The organism is Sphingobium sp. AS12, assembly GCF_019097845.1.
Classification (GTDB): domain Bacteria; phylum Pseudomonadota; class Alphaproteobacteria; order Sphingomonadales; family Sphingomonadaceae; genus Sphingobium.
This window is the reverse complement of sequence record NZ_JAHRGM010000001.1, coordinates 719,294-739,983: the sequence shown is the minus strand read 5'-3', so window position 1 is coordinate 739,983 and position 20,690 is coordinate 719,294. Positions and strand designations below refer to the sequence as shown.

At 64.9% G+C, this 20,690-nt stretch carries 19 protein-coding genes; 10 read left to right on the top strand and 9 right to left on the bottom strand.

All coding sequences use genetic code 11. The annotated features are described in order from the left end of the window. Positions 1-8 precede the first annotated feature (8 nt). From KRZ98_RS03670 to KRZ98_RS03655, 4 genes are read left to right on the top strand one after another with little or no spacing between them, the layout of a single operon-like run. Complete coding sequence (locus KRZ98_RS03670; protein WP_217672267.1) at positions 9-902, top strand: DUF58 domain-containing protein; 894 nt, start codon at positions 9-11, stop codon at positions 900-902. Beyond that, positions 899-2,047 (top strand): BatA domain-containing protein, encoded by a 1,149-nt coding sequence (locus KRZ98_RS03665; protein ID WP_217672266.1) that lies wholly within the window; start codon positions 899-901, stop codon positions 2,045-2,047. The genes KRZ98_RS03670 and KRZ98_RS03665 overlap by 4 nt, the downstream gene beginning before the upstream one ends. After that, positions 2,044-4,167, top strand: coding sequence for a DUF4175 domain-containing protein (locus KRZ98_RS03660; RefSeq protein WP_217672265.1), 2,124 nt, complete (start codon positions 2,044-2,046; stop codon positions 4,165-4,167). The genes KRZ98_RS03665 and KRZ98_RS03660 overlap by 4 nt, the downstream gene beginning before the upstream one ends. Then, positions 4,164-5,954, top strand: coding sequence for a carboxypeptidase-like regulatory domain-containing protein (locus tag KRZ98_RS03655; RefSeq protein ID WP_217672264.1), 1,791 nt, complete (start codon positions 4,164-4,166; stop codon positions 5,952-5,954). Before KRZ98_RS03660 ends, KRZ98_RS03655 begins: the two co-directional genes overlap by 4 nt. Here the strand turns inward: KRZ98_RS03655 and KRZ98_RS03650 are convergent. Next, positions 5,939-6,388: a hypothetical protein gene (locus tag KRZ98_RS03650; protein WP_217672428.1), complete on the bottom strand. Its 450-nt coding sequence runs from the start codon at positions 6,386-6,388 to the stop codon at positions 5,939-5,941. The two genes, KRZ98_RS03655 and KRZ98_RS03650, sit on opposite strands and share 16 nt — an antisense overlap. Before the next feature lie 113 nt (positions 6,389-6,501). On the opposite strand from KRZ98_RS03650, the gene KRZ98_RS03645 reads away from it, so the two are divergent. Next, positions 6,502-7,173, top strand: coding sequence for a spermidine synthase (locus KRZ98_RS03645; protein ID WP_217672263.1), 672 nt, complete (start codon positions 6,502-6,504; stop codon positions 7,171-7,173). Between the two features lie 3 nt (positions 7,174-7,176). On the opposite strand, the gene KRZ98_RS03640 is transcribed toward KRZ98_RS03645, so the two are convergent. Continuing rightward, a complete protein-coding gene (locus tag KRZ98_RS03640; protein WP_217672262.1) occupies positions 7,177-7,938 on the bottom strand; it encodes a molybdopterin-binding protein in 762 nt (253 codons plus the stop codon). A gap of 80 nt (positions 7,939-8,018) precedes the next feature. Between KRZ98_RS03640 and map the strand changes: the two genes are divergently transcribed. The 4 genes from map to KRZ98_RS03620 all read left to right on the top strand — a co-directional run bounded on the left by map (position 8,019) and on the right by KRZ98_RS03620 (position 12,582). Next, positions 8,019-8,846: a type I methionyl aminopeptidase gene (gene map / locus KRZ98_RS03635; RefSeq protein ID WP_119747499.1), complete on the top strand. Its 828-nt coding sequence runs from the start codon at positions 8,019-8,021 to the stop codon at positions 8,844-8,846. A gap of 247 nt (positions 8,847-9,093) precedes the next feature. Beyond that, positions 9,094-9,432, top strand: coding sequence for a P-II family nitrogen regulator (locus tag KRZ98_RS03630; protein WP_043151458.1), 339 nt, complete (start codon positions 9,094-9,096; stop codon positions 9,430-9,432). A 98-nt stretch (positions 9,433-9,530) separates the two neighbouring features. Beyond that, positions 9,531-10,943: a type I glutamate--ammonia ligase gene (gene glnA, locus KRZ98_RS03625; protein ID WP_217672261.1), complete on the top strand. Its 1,413-nt coding sequence runs from the start codon at positions 9,531-9,533 to the stop codon at positions 10,941-10,943. Positions 10,944-11,103: 160 nt separating this feature from the next. Beyond that, on the top strand, positions 11,104-12,582 hold the full coding sequence (locus KRZ98_RS03620; RefSeq protein ID WP_217672260.1) for a DUF2142 domain-containing protein: 1,479 nt from the start codon (positions 11,104-11,106) through the stop codon (positions 12,580-12,582). Here KRZ98_RS03620 and KRZ98_RS03615 read toward each other — a convergent pair. The 4 genes from KRZ98_RS03615 to KRZ98_RS03600 are packed head-to-tail and all read right to left on the bottom strand — an operon-like array spanning position 12,562 to position 16,318. Continuing rightward, positions 12,562-13,194, bottom strand: a complete 633-nt coding sequence (locus tag KRZ98_RS03615) for a phosphatase PAP2 family protein (RefSeq protein WP_217672259.1) — start codon at positions 13,192-13,194, stop codon at positions 12,562-12,564. The two genes, KRZ98_RS03620 and KRZ98_RS03615, sit on opposite strands and share 21 nt — an antisense overlap. Next, the gene (lpdA, locus tag KRZ98_RS03610) at positions 13,172-14,587 is read right to left on the bottom strand and encodes a dihydrolipoyl dehydrogenase (protein WP_217672258.1); all 1,416 of its coding nucleotides are present in this window, start codon (positions 14,585-14,587) and stop codon (positions 13,172-13,174) included. The genes KRZ98_RS03615 and lpdA overlap by 23 nt, the downstream gene beginning before the upstream one ends. Positions 14,588-14,609: 22 nt before the next feature. Next, positions 14,610-15,011 (bottom strand): acyl-CoA thioesterase, encoded by a 402-nt coding sequence (locus KRZ98_RS03605; RefSeq protein ID WP_217672257.1) that lies wholly within the window; start codon positions 15,009-15,011, stop codon positions 14,610-14,612. Then, on the bottom strand, positions 15,011-16,318 hold the full coding sequence (locus KRZ98_RS03600; RefSeq protein ID WP_217672256.1) for a pyruvate dehydrogenase complex dihydrolipoamide acetyltransferase: 1,308 nt from the start codon (positions 16,316-16,318) through the stop codon (positions 15,011-15,013). The genes KRZ98_RS03605 and KRZ98_RS03600 overlap by 1 nt, the downstream gene beginning before the upstream one ends. 185 nt (positions 16,319-16,503) lie before the next feature. Here KRZ98_RS03600 and KRZ98_RS03595 point away from each other — a divergent pair, with 185 nt between their 5' ends. Then, positions 16,504-16,959 carry a universal stress protein gene (locus KRZ98_RS03595; RefSeq protein WP_217672427.1) on the top strand — a complete coding sequence of 152 codons (456 nt, stop codon included), beginning with the start codon at positions 16,504-16,506 and terminating at the stop codon, positions 16,957-16,959. A gap of 138 nt (positions 16,960-17,097) precedes the next feature. On the opposite strand, the gene rnr is transcribed toward KRZ98_RS03595, so the two are convergent. The 3 genes from rnr to KRZ98_RS03580 all read right to left on the bottom strand — a co-directional run bounded on the left by rnr (position 17,098) and on the right by KRZ98_RS03580 (position 20,635). Continuing rightward, positions 17,098-19,416, bottom strand: a complete 2,319-nt coding sequence (rnr, locus tag KRZ98_RS03590; RefSeq protein WP_217672255.1) for a ribonuclease R — start codon at positions 19,414-19,416, stop codon at positions 17,098-17,100. A 288-nt stretch (positions 19,417-19,704) separates the two neighbouring features. Further along, the gene (locus KRZ98_RS03585) at positions 19,705-20,358 is read right to left on the bottom strand and encodes an MOSC domain-containing protein (RefSeq protein WP_217672254.1); all 654 of its coding nucleotides are present in this window, start codon (positions 20,356-20,358) and stop codon (positions 19,705-19,707) included. Between the two features lie 58 nt (positions 20,359-20,416). Then, positions 20,417-20,635, bottom strand: coding sequence for a DUF2945 domain-containing protein (locus tag KRZ98_RS03580; protein WP_217672253.1), 219 nt, complete (start codon positions 20,633-20,635; stop codon positions 20,417-20,419). Between the last annotated feature and the right edge of the window lie 55 nt (positions 20,636-20,690).

The following is a 20,690-nucleotide window of genomic DNA, read 5'->3' as shown; positions in this document are numbered from 1 at the left end:
GCTTGCGGATGGTCGATCTCATTCCCCCGGATGTGCGCAGCAGGCTGAAAAGCCTGCGCCTCGTCACGCGCCGGGCAGTGGGGTCGCACGGCATTGGGCTGCACCAGAGCCACAGCCGGGGCGCGGGCCTCGAATTCGCGCAATATCGCGCCTATGAGCGCGGCGACGAACTGCGCCAGATCGACTGGAAACTCTACGCCCGGTCGGACAAATTCTTCGTGCGGGAAGCGGAGCGGGAAAGCCCGGTCGCGGTGTGGATATTGATGGACGCCAGCGCCTCCATGGCGCAGGCCGATGCTGCCCGCCCCGACTATCGCCGCTTCGACGCGGCAAAAGCGCTGGCCGCCTGCATCGCTGACCTGGCGATGCGGCAGGGCGACCGTTTTGGCTGGATGGCGCTGAGCGATCACGGGCTGACGCTGCTGCCCTCTGCCAGCGGCGCACGGCAGCGGGACCGGCTGTTGCTGGACCTGATCGCGGTGGACGCGGTAGGCGGCTTTGCGCGGGAGGACCAGCTTGGCCCGCTGTGGGAGCGGATCGGCGCGCGCGATCTGGTCATCCTGCTGAGCGACTGCTTCGATCCTGGCGCGATCGAACTGGCGGAAAAACTGGCCGCAGCGGGGCGCGAAACGCTGGTGATCGAAATGCTGACGGTCGCCGAGCGCGATTTTCCGTTCGATGGCGGCTATCGCTTCCGTGACCCTGAAACGGGCGAGGAGTTGCTGGCGGACGGGGCGGCCTTGCGCAGCGAATTTCTGACCCGTTTCGGCGCGGCGCGCGATGCGCTTCACGATCGGCTCGATGCTATGGGCATCCGTTACGCCACGCATGTGCTGGACCAGCCGATCGACCTGCCCCTGCGCCGCCTGTTCGGTCCGCATGAATCGGCGGAATATTCATGACGCCAGCCCTGTTGCTGCCCGGCGCACTGGCGGCGCTGCTGGCGCTCGTCATCCCGCTGATCATCCATATCGCCCGGCGCAGCGAGCAGGTGCCGACCGATTTCGCCGCCTTACGCTGGCTGCGGCAAAAGCCCCGGCCACGATCGCGGTTGCGTTTTGACGAAAGGGCGTTGCTGTTGCTGCGCCTTATGTTGTTGGCGCTGGTGGCCTTGTGGCTCGCCCATCCGGTGCTGTTCGGGGCGGGGGACCGCACGCCGGTCGTCGCGCTGGTGCCCGGTGTCGATCCGGCGCGCGCCCCGACTGGCGACGTCCGAACCGTCTGGCTGGCACCCAGCTTTCCAGCGATCGACCAGCCATCGCCGACCGGGGCGCTGCCGGTTGCCAGCCTGATCCGCCAACTCGACGCGGATATTCCGGCAGGGGTCCCGCTGACCATTGTTACGCCGCAAGTGATCGAAGGGGCCGACGCCGACCGGCTGCGACTCTCGCGCAAGGTAAGTTGGCGCATCGTGTCGGGTGCCATGTCCACACCTCGCAGCCAGCCTGTCGCCATGCCGTTGCTGTCGATCCGGCACGATGACCAGCATCGTGGCGGCATCCGCTATCTGCGCGCCGCTGCGCTGGCCTGGCAGCCCGCTGGACGCGCGTCGGCGATCGACATTGGCTCGCTCGATGCGCCACTGCCAGACCAGCGCCACCTCCTCATCTGGCTGGGCGGCGGCACGATGCCGGACGGTCTGACCCAGTGGATCGCGCAGGGCGGAACAGCGCTGGTCGCTTCGGACATACTGGTGCCTGCAGACAAGCCACGCGCTTCGCTTTGGCGTGATCCGCTTGGCGTGGCGTTGGTCGAGGCGATACCTTTGGGCCAAGGGCGGCTGTTGCGTTTCACCCGCCCCCTGACACCGGCCATGATGCCAGCCCTGCTGGAGGGTGATTTTCCGGCGCAGCTGCGCGCTGTGCTGGCCCCCACTCCGCAAGCACCAGCGCGGGTTGCTGCCGTCGATTATGCTCCGCTGACCGGTGGTCGCGTCTATGACCAGCCGCCGCAGGATGTGCGCCCGTGGCTGGCCATGTTGATCGCGGCGCTGCTCATCGCAGAACGCTGGCTGGCGACCCGCCGCAGCCGGGGGGCCAATCCATGAGCGCGGCGGATTTGCTCGCGCGCTGGACGGCCCCTGCAAGACGTCGGGTGTTGGCCGACAGTCTGGTGCTTGCCGTTCCGCTGATTTTGGCGCTCGCCGCGATCGGCTGGCGCTTGTCCGGCATGGTCGCCGTCGTGGTGACTGTCCTGATCGGTGTCGCGATCGCCCTGCTGGTCGCCCGCCATCGGGCAGCCCGCTACGACCAGCGCTGGCTGGTCCGCGCGCTGGATGCTAATCGCCCGGATTTGGAGGACAGCGCCGACCTGTTGTTCGCTGACCCGGCCATGCTCGGTCCACTCGAACGGCTCCAGCAGGCGCGTCTGGCGGACCGGATCGACGGCGACAGTCCGCAAAGCCTGCGCCCCGACTGGTCGCGCCGCCTGATCCCGATCCTGTGGATCGCCGGTTTGATCATGATCGGATTGGCGCTGTTCTGGCCTCGCCCCGGTCACGGCCCGCCGACCCTGGCCCCCAGCACGGAAGCACTCCCCGCAACGCCCGGCATACCCCGTCTGGTCGCTCAGAATCTGCGGATCATCCCGCCTGCCTATACCGGACTGCCGCCGCGCGATTTGGCGTCGCTGGACGCCCGCGCGCCGGTGGGATCGCGGATCGAATGGACGTTGCGCTTTGATCCACAAGCGACTGTCCCCGCGATCCAGCCCGTTGGTGGCGCGCGGCTTGCCCTGCGCCGCGATGGTGCCAACTGGATTGCCAGCCGCACGCTCGACGCTTCCTTCCTCTATCGTGTCGATCCCGCCTCTGGCCGTGGCCCGACGCCGCCGCTCCACCGGATCGACGCCATTGCCGATAACCCGCCGCAGGTGAAAGCACTCAGCCCCGCCGCCAGCCTGAGCATGGTGACGGCCGGCCAGCGTAGCTGGTCGCCAGTCTTTGCCGCGACGGACGACTATGGCGTCGCCGCCACCGCCCGGCTGCGCATTACGCTGGCGATTGGCGAGGGCGAGAATGTGACCTTTAGCGAGCGCGAGATCGCCTTGTCCGGCAGCGGTCCCGCGCGCGACAGGCGCTTCAGTCCCCGGCTCGACTTCAGCGCTCTGGGCTTTGGCGCGGGCGGCGACATGGTGGTGCAACTGATCGTCCGCGACACGCGCCAGCCCGTTGCGAACGAAGTGCGCGGCCCCAGCCTGATCCTGCGCTGGCCATCGCCCAAGCAGCCCGAAAGCAGCGGCCTCCAGGGCATGGTCAACACCACCCTGCCCGCCTATTTCCGCAGCCAGCGCCAGATCATCATCGACGCCGAAACGCTGATCAAGCAGAAGCGCCGCCTTGCGCCCGATCGCTATCTCGCCCGATCCGCCAGCATCGGCGGCGACCAGCAGATATTGCGCGGTCGCTACAGCCAGTTTCTGGGCGGCGAGGAGGAAGGCACGCCCGAACCACCCACCAATGACGGCGAGCAGCATAGCGACGATGACGGCCATGATCATGGCGGGCCGCCGCGCCAGCCCGGACCCGGCTTCGGCGCGCCGGAGGATGTGCTGGCGGATTTCGGTCATCCGCATGATGATTCGCCTGCGTCCAGCCTTGATCCAGAAACCCGCGCGATCCTGAAAAAGGCGGTCGATGAAATGTGGCAGTCCGAACTGCAACTGAAACAGGGTCATCCCGATCTGGCGCTGCCCTACGCCTATCGCGCGCTGCGCTTCATCAAGGATGTGCAGCAGGCGACGCGCATCTTCCTGTCGCGGGTCGGGCCGGAACTGCCGCCGATCGACGCCAGTCGCCGCATGACCGGCAAGCGGGAGGGGCTGTCGAGCCGCGTTCTGGCGATCAGCCCTGTCGAGGGACGCGATGGTCCCGCCGCCGCAGCCTGGCGCGCTCTGGGCGACGGGCCGGGTGCGATCCGGGGACCAATCGAGCTGGATGCGCTCGATCGCTGGGCGCGGGGACAAGCCGCGCATTTGCCCGATCCACTGGCGCTGTCGGGCGCGATCGACGCGGTGCGGCGCGACCCGGCCTGCCTGCCCTGTCGCGCCAAGCTGCGCGCCTTGCTGTGGACCGCGATGGAGCGGCCCCCCGCCCACCTCGCCCGCCGCCGTCCGGCCGATGCTGGTGGTACAAGCTATCAGAGCGTGATTGGTGGAGGCACACCATGACCCCGGCATGGATCACCGCCATCCTGCTGGGCATGGCCGTGCTGCTGGCAAGCGTGCGCTTGATCCTGTGGTATCGCAGCGCTGCCGCGCCGTCGCCCAAGCGCCTGATCGCTCTGCTGTTGCTCCAGCCAATCTGTGCGGTGCTGCTGTTCCTGACCCTGTTTCCGCCTGCGGTAACAACGGGTGGCGACGCGCTGCGGATCGCGACGCAGGGAACGCCGCGTCTTGCCGCTATGGGCAGCCCGCTCATCCTGCTGCCCGAAGCCCCGGACACTGGTGCTGGTGAGCGCGTGCCGGACCTTGCGACCGCGCTGCGTCGGCATCCCGGCACCAGCGAGATTATCGTGGTGGGCAACGGCCTGCCGCTACGGGACATGGATGCGGCCAAGACTGTTGCCGTCCGCTTCGACCCGCCGCCGCAGCGTCCGGGGATCAGCCATGTCGCTCCCCCAGCGATCGTTGCGCCGGGGAGCAGTTTCAGCGTTTGCGGCCAGCTAAGCGCCCTGCCCCGCGCCACCGTCGAGTTGCTGGACCCCGCGGGCCAGGTGACGGACAGCGTTCAGGCCGATGCCGATGGGCGCTTTACTTTGACCGGTACGGCGCGCGCTGCCGGAGCGGTGCTATTCACCCTGCGCGTACGCGACGGGCGACGCACCGTGGAACAGGCCAGCGTGCCGGTGCTGGTGGCGGACAGTCCCGCCCCGCGCCTGCTGATCCTCTCCGCCGCGCCCAATGCCGAGATCAAATATCTGCGTCGATGGGCGAGTGATGCGGGCTTTGCCGTCACGACGCAGATGAGCGCGGGCGGCGGGATTGCACTGGGTGACGCACCAATAGCGATCGACGGCGCGACGCTGCGCCGGTTCGATGTCGCGATCATCGACGACCGGAGTTGGGCAACGCGGCGGGGCGTAGTGATGGGCGCGGTGAGGGACGGTCTGGGCCTGATCCTGCGCGCCAGCGGGCCGATCGACGCGGCGACGCGCGGCCAGTGGCGGGCGTTGGGCTTTGGCTTGGCTGGCAAGGATGGCGTGGCACCGCTCGCTTTGCCCAAGGCTCTCCCACCCGCCATCGCCCGTACCCGTCAAGGCATCGGCAGCGACGATGTGCCAGCAGACATCGCCCTGCCCGACGAGATGCTGCCGGAGATCAGCCGCCTTGGCCTGACGCCTGATGGCGGCGATGCCGTGCAGTTGCTGCGCGATGCGGGGGGCGCGACGCTGGCGGCGTGGCGGGCGGTCGGCACCGGGCGCGTTGCGCTGTTCACCGGGATCGACAGCTATCCGTTGACGCTGACGGGGTATCGGACGCTCTATGGCGACTGGTGGAGCGCGATGCTGGCGACTGTTGCGCGCCCAGCCCCCGGCATGACCCCGATCACCACGTCCGGCTGGGCGGGCGAGCGCATGGTCCTGTGCGGTCTAACCGCTGCGGCACAGGTCGAACGCCCAGATGGACGGATGGCGAACCTGCTCCCCGTGGGCGGTTGCGGCGCGTTCTGGCCAGAGAGAGCAGGCTGGCACCTGTTGCGCCAACCGCGGAACAGCCAGCCGACGCCCTTCTACGTCCAGCCCGCTGATGCTCTGCCGGTCATGCGCGCTGCGCGGGATCGGGACGCCATGCTGACGCTGCGTCCACCAACGCCGGGCGACCGAAAGGCCACGGGCCAGCCAAACCCCGGATCGCCCTGGCCCTTCGCTCTGGGCTGGCTGCTGGTCAGTGCGCTATTGTGGTGGCTCGAACGGGCGCGGATAGGGCGCGCCACTGTGCCTCAATCGGCGAAGTAGAAATCCCGCAGCGCCCGCGCGTCATGCAGGGCGTTGTGCGGCACCCGGCTGTTGGCCGCCGCGCTAAAGCCCGCCGCGTTGATCAGTTCCAGCCGCAGACCGAAATCCACTCCGGCCATCAGCGCCGGTCCCTTGACCAGCAGGGCGCAGAAATGGGCGAGATCCTCCGGCCAGTCGGCGATGATCAGCGGATCGTCATCGCCCTCCAGATAGGCAGCGACATGGTCAGCGGCATCCACCCGGTTGAGTTCCAGATATATGCCCGGCGGCACATGGCGCAGATAGGGGACGACATGCTGCGCCACCCATGGCTCGACATCGTCGGGCAAAGGCAGCGCGACGTAAAATTCCTGGTCGCCATGTTCAGGCACCAGCGCGACGCTCATCAACGCGCCGCCAAAGCCATTAAATTCAGTGTCGAGAAAATAGCGCATGAAAAGAGGAACTGCCTGCCGTTCGATATATCTTGCGAACGCCTGTAGCATTTGCGCGATGCTTGCCAAGCTGCCATGCGGCCCAGCGACGCACCTCAAGGAAAGACGCCAGCATGACCCCGCGCGAATATCTTGGCTCTGCCGCCATTCCGGGCGGGGAGGAATTGAAGCTCTACCGCCGGGGTGGCGATTTCATGATCGTGCTGGATCGCAACGAATTGATGAGCAGCCGGATGAGCGGATCGGAAAAGGCGCTGGCCGTCATGACGATCGAGCGGCTGGCGGGGCGCAAGGCACCGCATCTGCTGATCGGCGGATATGGCATGGGCTTCACCCTGCGCGCGGCGCTGGCGATCTTGCCAGCCGATGCGCGAATCACGCTGGTAGAACTGGTGCCGGAGATCATCGCATGGGCGCGCGGGCCGATGGTCGAGCTGGCTGCCGGATGCCTGGACGATCCCCGCGTCGATCTGGTCATGGGTGATGTGGCGACGGCTATTGCCGACGGTAAGAGCAGCTATGATGCGATCTTGCTCGACGTGGATAATGGTCCGGACGGGCTGACCATGGCGGCCAATGACCGGCTCTATTCTGCGCAGGGTCTGGCGACAGCGCGCGATGCGCTGACACCCGGCGGCATATTGGCGGTGTGGTCGGCGGGATCGGACGATGCTTTCACCCGTCGCTTGCGCAATGCGGCCTATGCTGTCGATGAAGTGGTGGTCAAGGCACGCGACAATGGCAAAGGACCGCGCCACGTCATCTGGTTCGCGGCGAAACGCTGATCCCTAGATGCCGTCCGGCATTACCGGCCATCCGCCTTGCTCCAGCGCAGCGCTGAGCGCCGCGACGCACTGGTCAAGCGCGCTTGCATCGGTCGATCGCACCACGAAGTTCGCGCCGGTGCGACCTTCGCGGAAAAAGGGATAGCTGCCGATCTGGCAGCCATCATGCGCGCGTTCGGCGGCACCCAGCAGGTCTGCAATCTCGCTTTCCGCAACCCAGCAGCCGATGGTGGCGGAGAGAACCGGCAATCCGCCCTCCAGCTTGCCCGTCAGGCTATCGAGCATCCCGCCGGTGATATGCGGCACGCCCGCCATGATGAAGATATTGCCATGGCGAATGCCCGGCGCGCCCGACATGCGGTTTTCGATCAGGCTGGCCCCGGCAGGCACCCGCGCCATGCGGAGCCGCGCGTCAGTCAGGCCGCCGCGCGTTTCATAATAGCCCGCCAGCATCGCCCGCGCCTGTGGATGCACCTCCACGGCCACGCCCAGAGCCGCCGCGATCGCATCGACGGTGATGTCGTCATGGGTCGGGCCGATGCCGCCAGTGGTGAACAGATAGTCGTTGCGCGCGCGCAGAATATTGACCGACTCGATGATCGCATCATTGTCATCCGCCACCACCCGCACTTCGCGCAGGCGGATCCCCTGGACATTGAGCCAGGTCGCAATCTGGCTGACATTCTTGTCCTGGGTGCGGCCAGAAAGGATTTCGTCGCCGATCACGATCAGCGCTGCGGTCCAGATGCGGGTGGGATCGGCCATGGCGCGTCCATAGCCTGCCCTGTCCGCCCTGCCTAGCCGCCCCTCTCGCATTATGGCGCATCTGCCCCTATAGTCATGTCATGACCGAATATATGACGATGACGGCCGATGCGCCGATTTCCCGTTCGTCCGCGATCAAACTGTATGACGCGGCCGGTTTTGAAGGTATGCGCCGCGCCGGTCGGCTGGCGGCGGAGATACTCGACGCGCTGGTGCCGCATGTCGTGCCGGGCGTGACGACGGGCGAACTGGACGACATTGTGCGGCGCATGACGCTGGATGGCGGTGGCGTGCCTGCGACCCTGGGCTATCGCGGCTATACCCATAGCTGCTGCACATCGATCAACAATGTCATCTGTCACGGCATCCCCGGCGACTATCGGCTGAAGGACGGCGACATCGTCAATATCGACGTCACCCCGCTCGTCGATGGCTGGCATGGCGATACCAGCCGGATGTTCATCGCGGGCGACGCGCCGATCAAGGCGCGGCGGCTGGTCGAGGTGACCTATGAGTGCCTGATGCTAGGCATCGAGCAGGCGAAACCGGGGAACCATCTGGGCGACATCGGCCATGTGATCCAGCGGCACGCCGAAAAGCACCGCTATGGCGTGGTCCGCGACTTTTGTGGTCATGGCCTGGGCCGGGTGTTCCATGACAGCCCTGAGGTCGTCCATATCGGCCGTCCCGGTACTGGTCCTGAACTCAAGCCCGGCATGTTCTTCACGATCGAGCCGATGATCAATATCGGCAAGCCCGGCGTCAAGATGATGGACGATGGCTGGACCGCGGTAACGCGCGACCGGACCCTGTCCGCCCAGTTCGAACATAGTATCGGCATCACCGAAACGGGGTGCGAGATTTTCACCAAAAGCCCTGCCGGACTGGACGCGCCGCCCTATAGCTGAGCGCGCGTCATGCCCTGCTTAAAAAACGGGCAGTTTGACACGGAAATGCCCTGAATCCGGGCAATATGGACAAAGATTGCTGCATCGCCGAAAGCATGTTCTAGCGATTCGCCATTTGGCACGGTAATTGGATATCAAGAGGGACGGCGCTTGGCCTTTGGGGGGACATGACGATCGTCACTTGAGGAGAGAGGGATGCGGGTCGCGCCCGCATTCTGTCGTGCGTCATGGGTTGGGATTACAAGTGATGAAAAAGATCGAAGCGATCATCAAGCCGTTCAAACTGGACGAGGTGAAGGAAGCGCTCCACGAAGTGGGCGTGTCGGGCATTACCGTGACCGAGGCCAAGGGTTTTGGCCGGCAGAAGGGCCATACCGAACTCTATCGCGGCGCTGAATATGTCGTCGATTTCCTGCCCAAGGTGAAGCTGGAAGTCGTCGTTGATGATGCGCTGGCGGACCGTGTGGTCGAGGCGATCTGCGCCGCCGCGCAGACCGGACGCATTGGCGACGGCAAGATCTTCATTTCCAACGTCGAGGGCGCCGTGCGGATTCGTACCGGCGAGCGGGACAGCGACGCGATTTGAACTCACGCAAATTCTCGTCATCCCGACATCGGGGCGACGGAACAACGGGCATCCATCTACCCCTTCGGGGGGGTAACAAACGAGAAGGGCAAGCGCACATGGCCAATACGCCAAAAGACATTCTCAAGATGATCGAAGAAAAGGAGATCGAGTGGGTCGATGTCCGTTTTACCGATCCCAAGGGCACCTGGCATCACCTGACGATGTGCGCGAACGTCATTGGCGAGGATGAGCTGACCGACGGCCTGATGTTCGACGGTTCCTCGATCGAGGGCTGGAAGGAAATCAACGAATCGGACATGATTCTGAAGCCCGATCTGGACGCGGTGTTCTTCGACCCGTTCAGCGCGACGCCGATGATGATCCTGGTGTGCGACATTGTGGAACCCGAAGATGGTTCGCTCTATTCGCGCGATCCGCGTTCGACCGCCAAGCGCGCCGAAATGTTCCTTCAGTCGACTGGCCTTGGCGACACCGTCTATATCGGCCCGGAACCTGAATTTTTCATGTTCGACAGCGTAGAGTTCGACAACACCTATAATGGCAGCTTCTACAAGCTGGACGATGTCGAGTTGCCGACCAACACTGGCACGAAATATGATGGGGGTAATATGGGCCACCGTCCGCGCGCCAAGGGCGGCTATTTCCCGGTCGGCCCGGTCGACGTGACCACCGACATCCGAGCCGAAATGGTGACCACGCTGATGGAAATGGGCCTGCCCATGGACAAGCATCACCATGAAGTCGCGGGCAGCCAGCACGAACTGGGCCTGACCTTTGGCAAGCTGGTCGAAACCTGCGACCGCATTCAGATCTACAAATATGTAGTGAAGATGGTGGCCCAGGCGTATGGCAAGACCGCAACCTTCATGCCCAAGCCGATCAAGGCCGACAATGGTTCAGGTATGCACACGCATATCTCGATCTGGAACAAGGGGCAGAATACCTTTGCCGGCGACGGCTATGCCGGTCTGTCCGACACCTGCCTGTTCTTCATCGGCGGCGTCATCAAGCACGCCAAGGCGCTCAACGCCTTCACCAACCCGACCACCAACAGCTACAAGCGTCTGGTGCCGGGCTTTGAAGCCCCCGTGCTGCTCGCCTATTCGGCGCGCAACCGGTCGGCTTCGTGCCGTATTCCTTACGGTGCCGGCACCAAGGCGAAGCGCGTCGAATTCCGCTTCCCCGATCCGCTCGCCAACTCCTACCTTGCCACATCGGCGCTGCTGATGGCGGGCATCGACGGGATCGAGAACAAGATTCATCCCGGCGAAGCCATGGACAAGAATCTGTACGACCTGCCGCCGGTGGAACTGGCCAAGGTGCCGACCGTGTGCGGATCGCTCCGCGAAGCGCTCGAAAGCCTGGAAAAGGATCAGGACTTCCTGCTCAAGGGCGGCGTGTTCACCAAGGACCAGATCGACGCCTATATGGAACTGAAATGGCCCGAAGTGTATCGCTGGGAAATGGCACCTTCGCCGGTTGAATTCGACATGTACTATAGCGGCTGATCTTTTTCAGCGCTGTACGACGGAAAAGGCCCGGTCGCTTCCAAGCGGCCGGGCCTTTTCCTTTGCAGTCATGGTCGGGCAAAATTTCTCTACAGGCGCGAAATGTTAAGGGCTGGCGGCCTATGGTCCGGCGGAAATTGACCAAAGGCACAGGGCAGTCATGCGGAACGAGCGGATTGGGAGGGCGCGGGCGACGCGCGGCGACATGCTGTTCGCTGCGCCATGGTCTGCGCTCGAACGGCTGCTGCTGGTGGCGATCTGCGCCGCGACACTGTTCTTTGCGGTGGTGACGCCGCCCTTTCAGGCACCAGACGAAAATCAGCATTATATGAAGGCGCTGCTGCTGTCCGAAGGCGGTGTGCTGACCGAGCAGCGTGGCGAGACGATTGGCGCGCAATTGCCCCGCGCGGCGATCGACCTTCATAGCGTCGATTTCCCGACTGATGTGCCAGTCACTCTGCGTCGGTTCGACACCGCGATGCTGGCGCACAGCTGGCACGCGGATGCTTCGCGGCCCGGCACGGTCTTTGCCGAGTTTCCCAATGTCGCGAGCTATGCGCCGACGCTCTATGCGCCGGGCGCGACGGGCTTGCTGATCGGCGATGCGCTGGGCCTGCCGCGATTGGGCAGTTTCTACACCGGGCGGATCGTCAATGCGCTGGTCGCGCTGGCCCTGCTGATTGCGGCGCTGCGGCTGCTGCCCTTTGGCCGGATGGCGATGCTGAGCGTCGCGCTGTTGCCGACCTTTGCCTATCAGATCGGCTCGCTCTCGCCCGATGCGGTAATCAACGGCATGGGCTTCTTGGGGCTGGCACTGGCGCTGCGCGTCGGCTTCATGGGGCAGGCATCGGCAGGACTGGTTCTGGCTGCGCCGTTGCTAGCGCTGGCCAAGGGCGTCTATCTGCCGCTGTTGGCGGCGGGACTGCGCTGGCCGCAGCATCGGCGCGACAGGCGGCCTTGGCTGATTCTGGGCGCGATGGCGCTGGGTGCGGCGGTGTTTGTGGGCTGGATGAAATTTTCGGGCGGCAGTCAGGCGCTCTATCATATCATGTCGCGCAAGACCGGCGAGAGCGTGATGACCGCGCCGCTGGCCGACCAGTTGGCGGTGATCCTGAACGATCCGGTCGGCTATGGCCGCATCCTGACGTCCAGCGTGATCGAGCGAGCGCCGGTCTATGCCCTCCAGATCGTCGGGCGCTTTGGCTGGAACGCGATCCTGCTGCCGTTGATCGCCTATCCGCTGGCGGCGGCCATGCTGGGTGCGGCGGTGCTGAACGGCGCGGAGGCGCGCTTTGGCATGGGCCAGCGACTCTGGTGGCTCGCGGTTGCGGGTGGGGTCGCGCTCCTCATTGAAACCGCCATGTATTTGACCGGCACACCGCCGGGCGCGGATTTCATTCAGGGGACGCAGGGGCGCTATTTCCTGCCTGTCCTGCCGCTGGTGCTGTTGGCGCTCTCGCCCGACCGGGCCGTGCGCGGCGCTCGGACAGTGCTTGCCGCCTCCGCGCTGCTCCTCCTGCTGATCGCCGCCACCAGCGCCTATGACAGTTTCTGGGTCCATGGCTTCATCACCAGAGACGGAATGCCGCCGCATGACAGCCTGAAGAGGGCGTTGCTGCTACCCTCGCCGCGCTGGTAGCCAGACGCGGCAGAACGCAAGCCAGCCTAGTCCTTCAATCCATCCGGCAGTCACGTCGCTCGGCCAATGCACGCCCAGCCAGACGCGGCTGGCCCCGATCAGCGCGATCATCACGCCCGCGGCCCAATAGGCACTGCGCCGTCCCGCCAGCATCGCCAGCGCGCCGAACATCATCATATTGCCCGCCGCATGGCCGCTGGGAAAGCTGTAGCTGTGGACGATGTCGAGATGCGGCAGCAGGTCCGGGCGCGGCGCAGCGAATATCTGCTTGAGGATCAGGTTCAGCGCGGTGCCGCCCGCCATCATCAGAGCCAGCCAGAGCGCGTCGGCACGGCGATGCCGCCACAGCAACGCCGGCAGGACCAGCGCCAAAATCGCAAGTCTGCCGATCGTATCGCCGATCGCCGTTGCCAGCCGCATCAGTGGCGTCAGTTGTTGGCCCAGCCCGCTATCGCGCGCCGTCCCGGCCCAGCCCATCAGCCCGACATTCAGGCCATCCAACCACCCCGCCCGCTGCATCAGCGCAACGCCCAAGACGCAAAAAAGCGCGAGAGCCAAAGCCCCCGCGCCTTTCCATACTGTCCAGCGATCAGATATGGAGCGCACGGCCATAGGCCGCCAGTACGCTTTCGTGCATCGATTCCGAAATGGTCGGATGCGGGAACACGGTGTGCATCAACTCCGCTTCGGTCGTCTCCAGCGTCTTGCCGATGGTGTAGCCCTGGATCATCTCGGTGACCTCCGCGCCGATCATGTGCGCGCCCAACAACTCGCCGGTCTTGGCGTCGAACACTGTCTTGGTGAAGCCTTCGGATTCGCCCAGCGCGATCGCCTTGCCATTGCCGATGAAGGGGAACATGCCGACCTTCACATCGTAACCGGCTTCCTTCGCCTTCGCCTCGGTCAGGCCGACGCTGGCGATCTGCGGGTGGCAGTAGGTACAGCCAGGAATGTTGCGCACGTCCATCGCGTGGGGATGGACATCCTTGTTGCCCAGCGCCTGCGCGATCGCCTCGGCGACGATCACGCCTTCATGGCTGGCCTTATGCGCCAGCCATGGCGGCGCGGTGACGTCGCCGATCGCCCACATGCCGTCGACATTAGTGCGGCCATAGGCATCGGTCTTGATGTGGTAGCGCTGGTCGGGTTCGATGCCGACATCTTCCAGACCCAGATTTTCGACATTGGGGACGATGCCGATGGCGACGATGACATGGCTATATTCGACTGTCGTGTCTTTGCCTGCCTTGTCCTTGATGGTCGCGGTCACGCCCTTGTCGCCGGTCGCAATCTTTTCGATCTTCGCGCCGGTCAGCACGGTCATGCCCTGCTTCTTGACCGCCTTTTCAAGGAAGGCGGACACGTCTGCATCCTCGACGGGGACGATGCGGTCCATCATCTCGACCACGGTCACGTCAGCGCCCATATCATTATAGAAGCTGGCAAATTCGATGCCGATCGCGCCGGAGCCGATGACCAGCAGCTTGGTCGGCATTTCGGGTGGCGTCATGGCGTGGCGATAGGTCCACACCCGCTTGCCGTCGGCCTTGAGCTGCGGCAGGTCGCGGGCGCGCGCCCCGGTGGCGATGATGATATGCTTGGCGGTCAGTTCCTCGACCTTGCCATCCCTGGTGACGGTCAGCTTGCCTTTGCCGGTCAGCTTGCCATCGCCCATATGGACGCTGATCTTGTTCTTCTTCATCAGGTGGGTGACGCCCTGATTGAGCTGCTTGGCGACGCCGCGCGAGCGCTTCACCACCGCTTCGATGTCGGCGGTGATATTGTCGGCGGCCAGGCCATAATCCTTGGCGTGCTGCATATAGTGGAAAATCTCGGCCGAGCGCAGCAGCGCCTTGGTCGGGATGCAACCCCAGTTGAGGCATATGCCACCCAGATTTTCGCGCTCGACAATGGCGGTTTTCAGGCCAAGCTGCGCGGCGCGGATCGCGGCGACATAGCCGCCGGGGCCGGAGCCAAGGACGATGAGATCGTAGGTATCAGCCATGGGTCACACTCGCTTCTTATGATTAGGCTTCCGCAATCGGCGGAACGGAACGGGGCTGGCGATCCTCTCCGATCGCCACAAAGGTAAAGGTCGCCTGGGTCACGCGATAGGAACGGTCGTCATGGCGGGCGCGCCGCCAGGCTTCGACCGCGATCTTCATCGACGTGGAGCCGACCGACGCCAGACTGGCGAACACCGACACTTCATCGCCGACGATGACCGGGCGCAGGAAGGTCATCCCCTCGACCGCGATCGTCACCGCCCTGCCTTTTGAATGACGGGCGGCGACTGATCCAGCTGCCGAATCCATCAGGCTCATCAACCAGCCGCCGAAAATATCCCCATGGGGATTGGTATCGGCGGGCATGGCGATGACACGCACCGCCGGACTATATTCCGGCGGCTGCTCGTCGATCAGGGCCATCAGGCCAGCATACCGATCGGGTTTTCGATCAGTTCTTTGAACGCCTTCATCAGGCGTGCACCGTCAGCACCGTCGATGGCGCGATGGTCGAAGCTGCCGGTTGCCGACATGACGGTGGCGATCTGGAGGCTGTCGTCGATCACGTAGGGCCGCTTTTCGCCTGCGCCGATCGCCATGATCATGCCCTGGGGCGGGTTGATGACCGCCTCAAACTGCTTGATGCCGAACATGCCCATGTTGGAGAGCGACGCGGTGCCGCCCTGATATTCGTTGGGCGACAATTTGCCCGCCTTGGCGCGATCGGCCAGATCCTTCATCTCGGTCGAGATCGCGGCGACGCCCTTGGCATCTGCGCCGGTCACGATCGGGGTGATCAGGCCACCGGGGATCGACACGGCGACGCTGATGTCGGCACGCTTGAATTGCAGCATCTGGTCGCCCGCGAACTGGACGTTGCATTCGGGAACCTCGATCAGCGCGACACCCAGCGCCTTGATCAGCAGGTCGTTGACTGACAACTTGACCTTGCGGCTGGCGAGACCCGCATTCAATTCGCCACGCAGCTTGAGCAGCCTGTCGAGCTGAATGTCGACGGTCAGGTAGATGTGCGGCACCTGCTGCTTGGATTCGGTCAGGCGGCGCGCGATGGTCTTGCGCATACCGCTCAATTTGACGACGTCGTGCGGAATGCCGAAATCCTGCGCGCTGCTGGCGGCGGCGGGTGCCGGGGCTGCTGCGGGTGCCTTGGCTGCGGGCGCGGCGACAGGCGCGGGTGCAGCGGCTGGCGCGGAGACGCCTTCCTTTGCGCCGTCCAGGTCGCCCTTGACGATGCGCCCGTTGGGACCGGTGCCGGAAACAGCGGCCAGATCAATGCCCTTGGCCTGCGCCAGACGGCGAGCGAGCGGGCTGGCCTTGACGCGGGCGTCGGTGGAGGCTGGCGCAGCGGGGACCGCATCTGCCTTAGGCGCAGCGGCGGCGGGGGCTGCGGCCTCTGCCTTGGCGGGAACGGCGTCGGCCTTGGGTGCGGGCTTGCCGCCACTGGCAGCGGCGGTCGCGACATCCTCGCCCTCTTCGGCGATAATGGCGATGACGGTGCCGACCTTCACGCCTTCGGAGCCTTCGGACACCAGAATCTTGGCGACGATGCCTTCATCGACCGCTTCAAATTCCATCGTCGCCTTGTCGGTTTCGATTTCCGCCAGCAGATCGCCGGACGATACCGTATCCCCTTCCTTAACCAGCCATTTGGCCAGCGTCCCTTCCTCCATGGTCGGGGACAAAGCGGGCATCTGGATCGTCTTGCTCATGCGTTTGGGGCCTCTTCTTATCTGTACGGCACGCGCCAATGGCTGCTCGTTTTCACCCATTCGCCGGATCGGTCAAGCGAGCGCTTGCGGAAGGGGCAAATATGGCCCACATTTTACCGCACTGGTTCGTTGGGCAGGTAATGACCCCCGGCGGGGCCGTCAAAGTGACGCGGGGGCGATGGAACGTGCGGACATATCTGGTTGTCGTGGACGAATCGCCGGAAGCGGAAACCGCGCTGCGTTTTGCTGCTCGCCGGGCAGCGCAAACCGGCGGTGCTGTGCGCATCCTGGCCTTGATCCCGCCTGCCGAGTTCGTCCAGTGGGGTGGCGTGCAGGCGACGATGGAGGATGAGGCGCTGCAACGGGCCGAAGCGCTGGTGACGAGCGCTGCGGGCACGCTGACCGACGAGTCCGGCATCCGCCCCAGCATCACCGTGCGGCAGGGCGACGCAGTAACCGTCGTGCGCCGGACGCTCGACGAAATGGACGATGTTGCCGCCCTGGTGCTGGGCGCTGCGGCCAGCGGACCGCCCGGCGCGCTGGTGTCCCACTTTGCCGGGGCCGACGCTGGGCGAATGCCCTGCCCGATCATGATCATTCCCGGCGCGCTGGACGCTGAGGCGATCGATCGGCTGAGTTGATTCTACTGATTGATCCTCCCCTGCAAGGGGAGGTGGCGGGCGCAGCCCGACGGAGGGGGGTGGCGTATCAACGCCGTGCGGGTGGATGGCCCCCTCCACCACTTCGTGGTCCCCTCCCCGTGCCGGGGAGGATCGCGGTTACCGCTTATGCTTGCCCCTTTTGCTACCCGTGTGGCGGACATTGATCGGTCGGCCGCGATGACTGCCGGGGCGGGTCCGGTCGCGTTTGATCGGGCCACCGCGTGAGGGTGGCGTGTCAGGGAGTTCGAAGCGCAGCGCGCCGTTGATCGGGTCGGCTTCGGCCAGTCGCAATTCCAGCCGCTGGCCCACGGAGTAGCGATCGCCGCTTTCCACGCCTTCCAGCGCTCGGCCCGCTTCGTCATAGAAAAAGCGTTCGCGGCCCATGGTCGATACCGGGACCAGTCCGTCGCCGCCCAGTTCCTCGACCGTGGCGAAGAAGCCGAAATTCTGGACACCGGTGATCCGCGCCTTCACGATTTCGCCGACATGGGCGGCCAGGAATGCGGCGACGTAGCGGTCGACCGTGTCGCGCTCCGCTTCCATGGCGCGGCGCTCAAACTGGCTGATCATTTCGCCGACGCGGCCCATATTCTCATAATCCTCGACACTGAGCGAAGATTTGGCGGGGATGGTGCCGCCCTTGGGCGCGGGCAATTCCAGGCCATGGGCACCGACCAGCGCGCGATGGACCAGCAGGTCGGCATAGCGGCGGATGGGCGAGGTGAAATGGCCGTAGGAGCCGAGCGCCAGGCCGAAATGGCCCATATTGACCGGGCTGTAATAGGCCTGGGTCTGGCTGCGCAAGATTTGCTCCATGATCAGCGGTTTTTCCTCCGCCTCCCCGACCCGCTTGATCAGATGGTTGAAGGTCGCGGGGCGGATCACCTGTCCCAGCGCGAAGTCGATGTCGAAGGTCGCGAGATACTCCTTGAGCGCGACCAGCTTGTCGCGGCTGGGCGGTTCGTGGACGCGGTACATGACGGGCGCCTTCTTTTGCTCCAGCGCCTTGGCCGCTGCCACGTTGGCGGCGATCATATAATCTTCGATCAGCATATGGGCGTCGAGCCGTTCGCGCACCGCGACGCTGACGATCTTGCCCCATTCGTCCAGCACGACGCGCCGTTCGGGCAGGTCGAGCGCCAGCGGCTCACGCTTTTCCCGCGCCTTGTGGAGCAGCGCCCAGCAGTCCCAGAGTGGCCTCAGCGCAATGTCCAGCATCGGGTGATCGGCCTTGCCGTCGATCGCCGCCTGCGCATCTTCATAGGCCAGCACGGCCGCGACGCGGATGATCGCGCGGGAGAAGCGCCATGACGTCACCTTGCCAGCGGCGTTGATGACGAGGTGGCAGGCCATAGCAGCGCGGTCCTGCCCGGCGCGGAGCGAACACATGTCGGACGAGAGCTGGTGCGGCAGCATCGGCACGACGAGGTCGGGGAAATAGACGCTGTTGCCGCGCTTGCGGGCTTCGCGGTCGAGCGCACTGCCGGGGCGGACATAGTAGCTGACGTCGGCGATGGCGACGATGGCGCGGAAGCCACCGGGGTTGCCCTCATCCTCGTCCGGGGTCGCCCAGACCGCATCGTCATGATCGCGGGCGTCCACCGGGTCGATCGCGACGATCGGCAGATGACGCAGATCCTCGCGCTTTTCCGCGTGGAGCGGGAGGGCGGAGGCGGTGACGGCTTCCTCTTCCACCGCGTCGGGAAAGACGTGGGGGATGCCATGTTTGTGGATGGCGATCATGCTGAAGCTGCGCGGGGCGAAGGGGTCGCCGAGAATGTCGGTGACGCGGGCGGATATGCGCGGCGGGCGGCCGGTCGGTTCGGCCAGTACCAAGTCGCCCTTTTTGGCCGAGCCAAGATCGCTGATCGGCGTGTCCTTGCGGATGCGCTTGTCGACCGGGCGGAGCCATAGCTTGCCGTCGGCCATTTCCTCGACGACGCCCAGCAGCATTTCGGTCGCCTTGGGCAGCTTCTTCATCGGATGGGCGATCCAGCCCTTCCCGGCTTCCTCGGTGCGGGCGAGAATGCGGTCGCCAACGGTCAATGCGCCGCGTTTGCCACGCTCGACGATGCGCAGGCGCGGCGCGGGCTGGCCTTCGGCTTCCCACCGTTCGGGGGTGGCGATCAGAGTAGTGTCGTCCACGTCGATGATGCGCAGCACCGTGACCTTGGGTACGCCGCCCAGCTTGTGGAAAGCGCGGGCGGGGCCAAGGTCGATCAGGCCTTCGTCGGCCATGTCCTTCAGCAAAGCCTTGAGCGCGATCTTTTCCTGGCCCTTGAGGCCGAACGCCCTGGCGATTTCGCGCTTGCCCGCTGGCTGGTCGGACGTGGTGATGAAATCCATGATTTCGTTGCGGGTCGGGAAACCGGCGGGGCGCACCTTATCGCGGGCGGGGCGTTTGGGGGGCGAAACCTTCTTGTCGTTTGATGTCATGGGACAGCTATAGGGGGCGTGCCAGCGCTGCGCCAGAGGGATGGCGGCGCGCGGAACTTCGCAAAGTTCGCCCATGTCGCATATGAGGAATTTGGGTGAAGTTTGCCGGTCGATCGCGTGGTGTGCGGTCGTGGTCGGGTGCGGACGATAGGAAGGAGCCGGGTCGCGGTATAGCAGTTTGGTAGGGTGTAGGACAGAGAATGGCGCGCCGTTCCCCCTCTTCCAACTTCGCCTAAACTCACTGCGTTCGTTAAGGCTTCATATCCTTCTCCCCCGAGGGGAGAAGGGTTAAGGGACAAGCCTGCGGGCGCGGTCGCGCCAGGCTTCGGCCAGGACCGGGGTGTTGGCGAGGGTACGGACGGCGGACGGGTCGCTTTTATGGCCGCCGCCGATCAGCAAATGAAAGACGCGGGCGATGCTCCAGTCAGGGAGCGGGCGGTCGATCAGGGTCATGGCGGTGCCTGCCTGCGCTTCCCCCTGCTGCATCACGCGGAAATAGAGGCCGCTGCGCGCGGTTTTCACGATGGTCGCCATGACGTCGCGGGCGGCGAAGCGGTGGTCGAGTTTCCAACAAGGCTGGCGGCCATGGCTGACCTCCACGATCGCGCTGCCCAAAGTGAAGCGGTCGCCCAGGCAAATCTGGTCCTCGGTCATCCCGCGCGAGGCGATGTTTTCGCCAAAGGCGCCGGGCACGTCGAGCAAGGGCTGACCGGGTTTGCGGTCGCGCCACCAGTCATAATGATCCTGCGGGTAGAGGTGGATCGCCTTGTCCCAGCCGCCATGGTGGATGGGGTCGGCGACCTGATTGCCGACGAAGCCGTCCCATGTGATCTGCACCGGGCCGGTGACAGGCGTTTTGGCGATGGCGCTGTAGTCGCCGTCGCGAAACGGGACAGGCGTGCCGACGAGCAGCGCGTCGATGGTCATGAAGGGCGTGTCCATGCCCCGTCATGCCATGGCTCCGCCGATGATGCGAGAGGCCGGCTGCAAACCAGTGGCGTCAGGCGGTGTGGATTTCCGAACTGAGTTTCAGCACCTGTGCGCCATTATCGGCGTGGATCAGATAGGCGGGATTGGCGGGCGATCCGTTGCGGCGGACAGGCACGCCTTCAATATGGCGCTCCACGGGACGGTCGAACCGTTCCGCTATATGTCCCCGGCCGACGCCCTGCCCCCAATTCCATCTGACTCGCGCACCTTTACGGAATGTCTGCGGCATCGGGGCATCCTCTATCCCTTGGGCGCAACCGCGTCAGCCGGTGTCCCAATCCTAA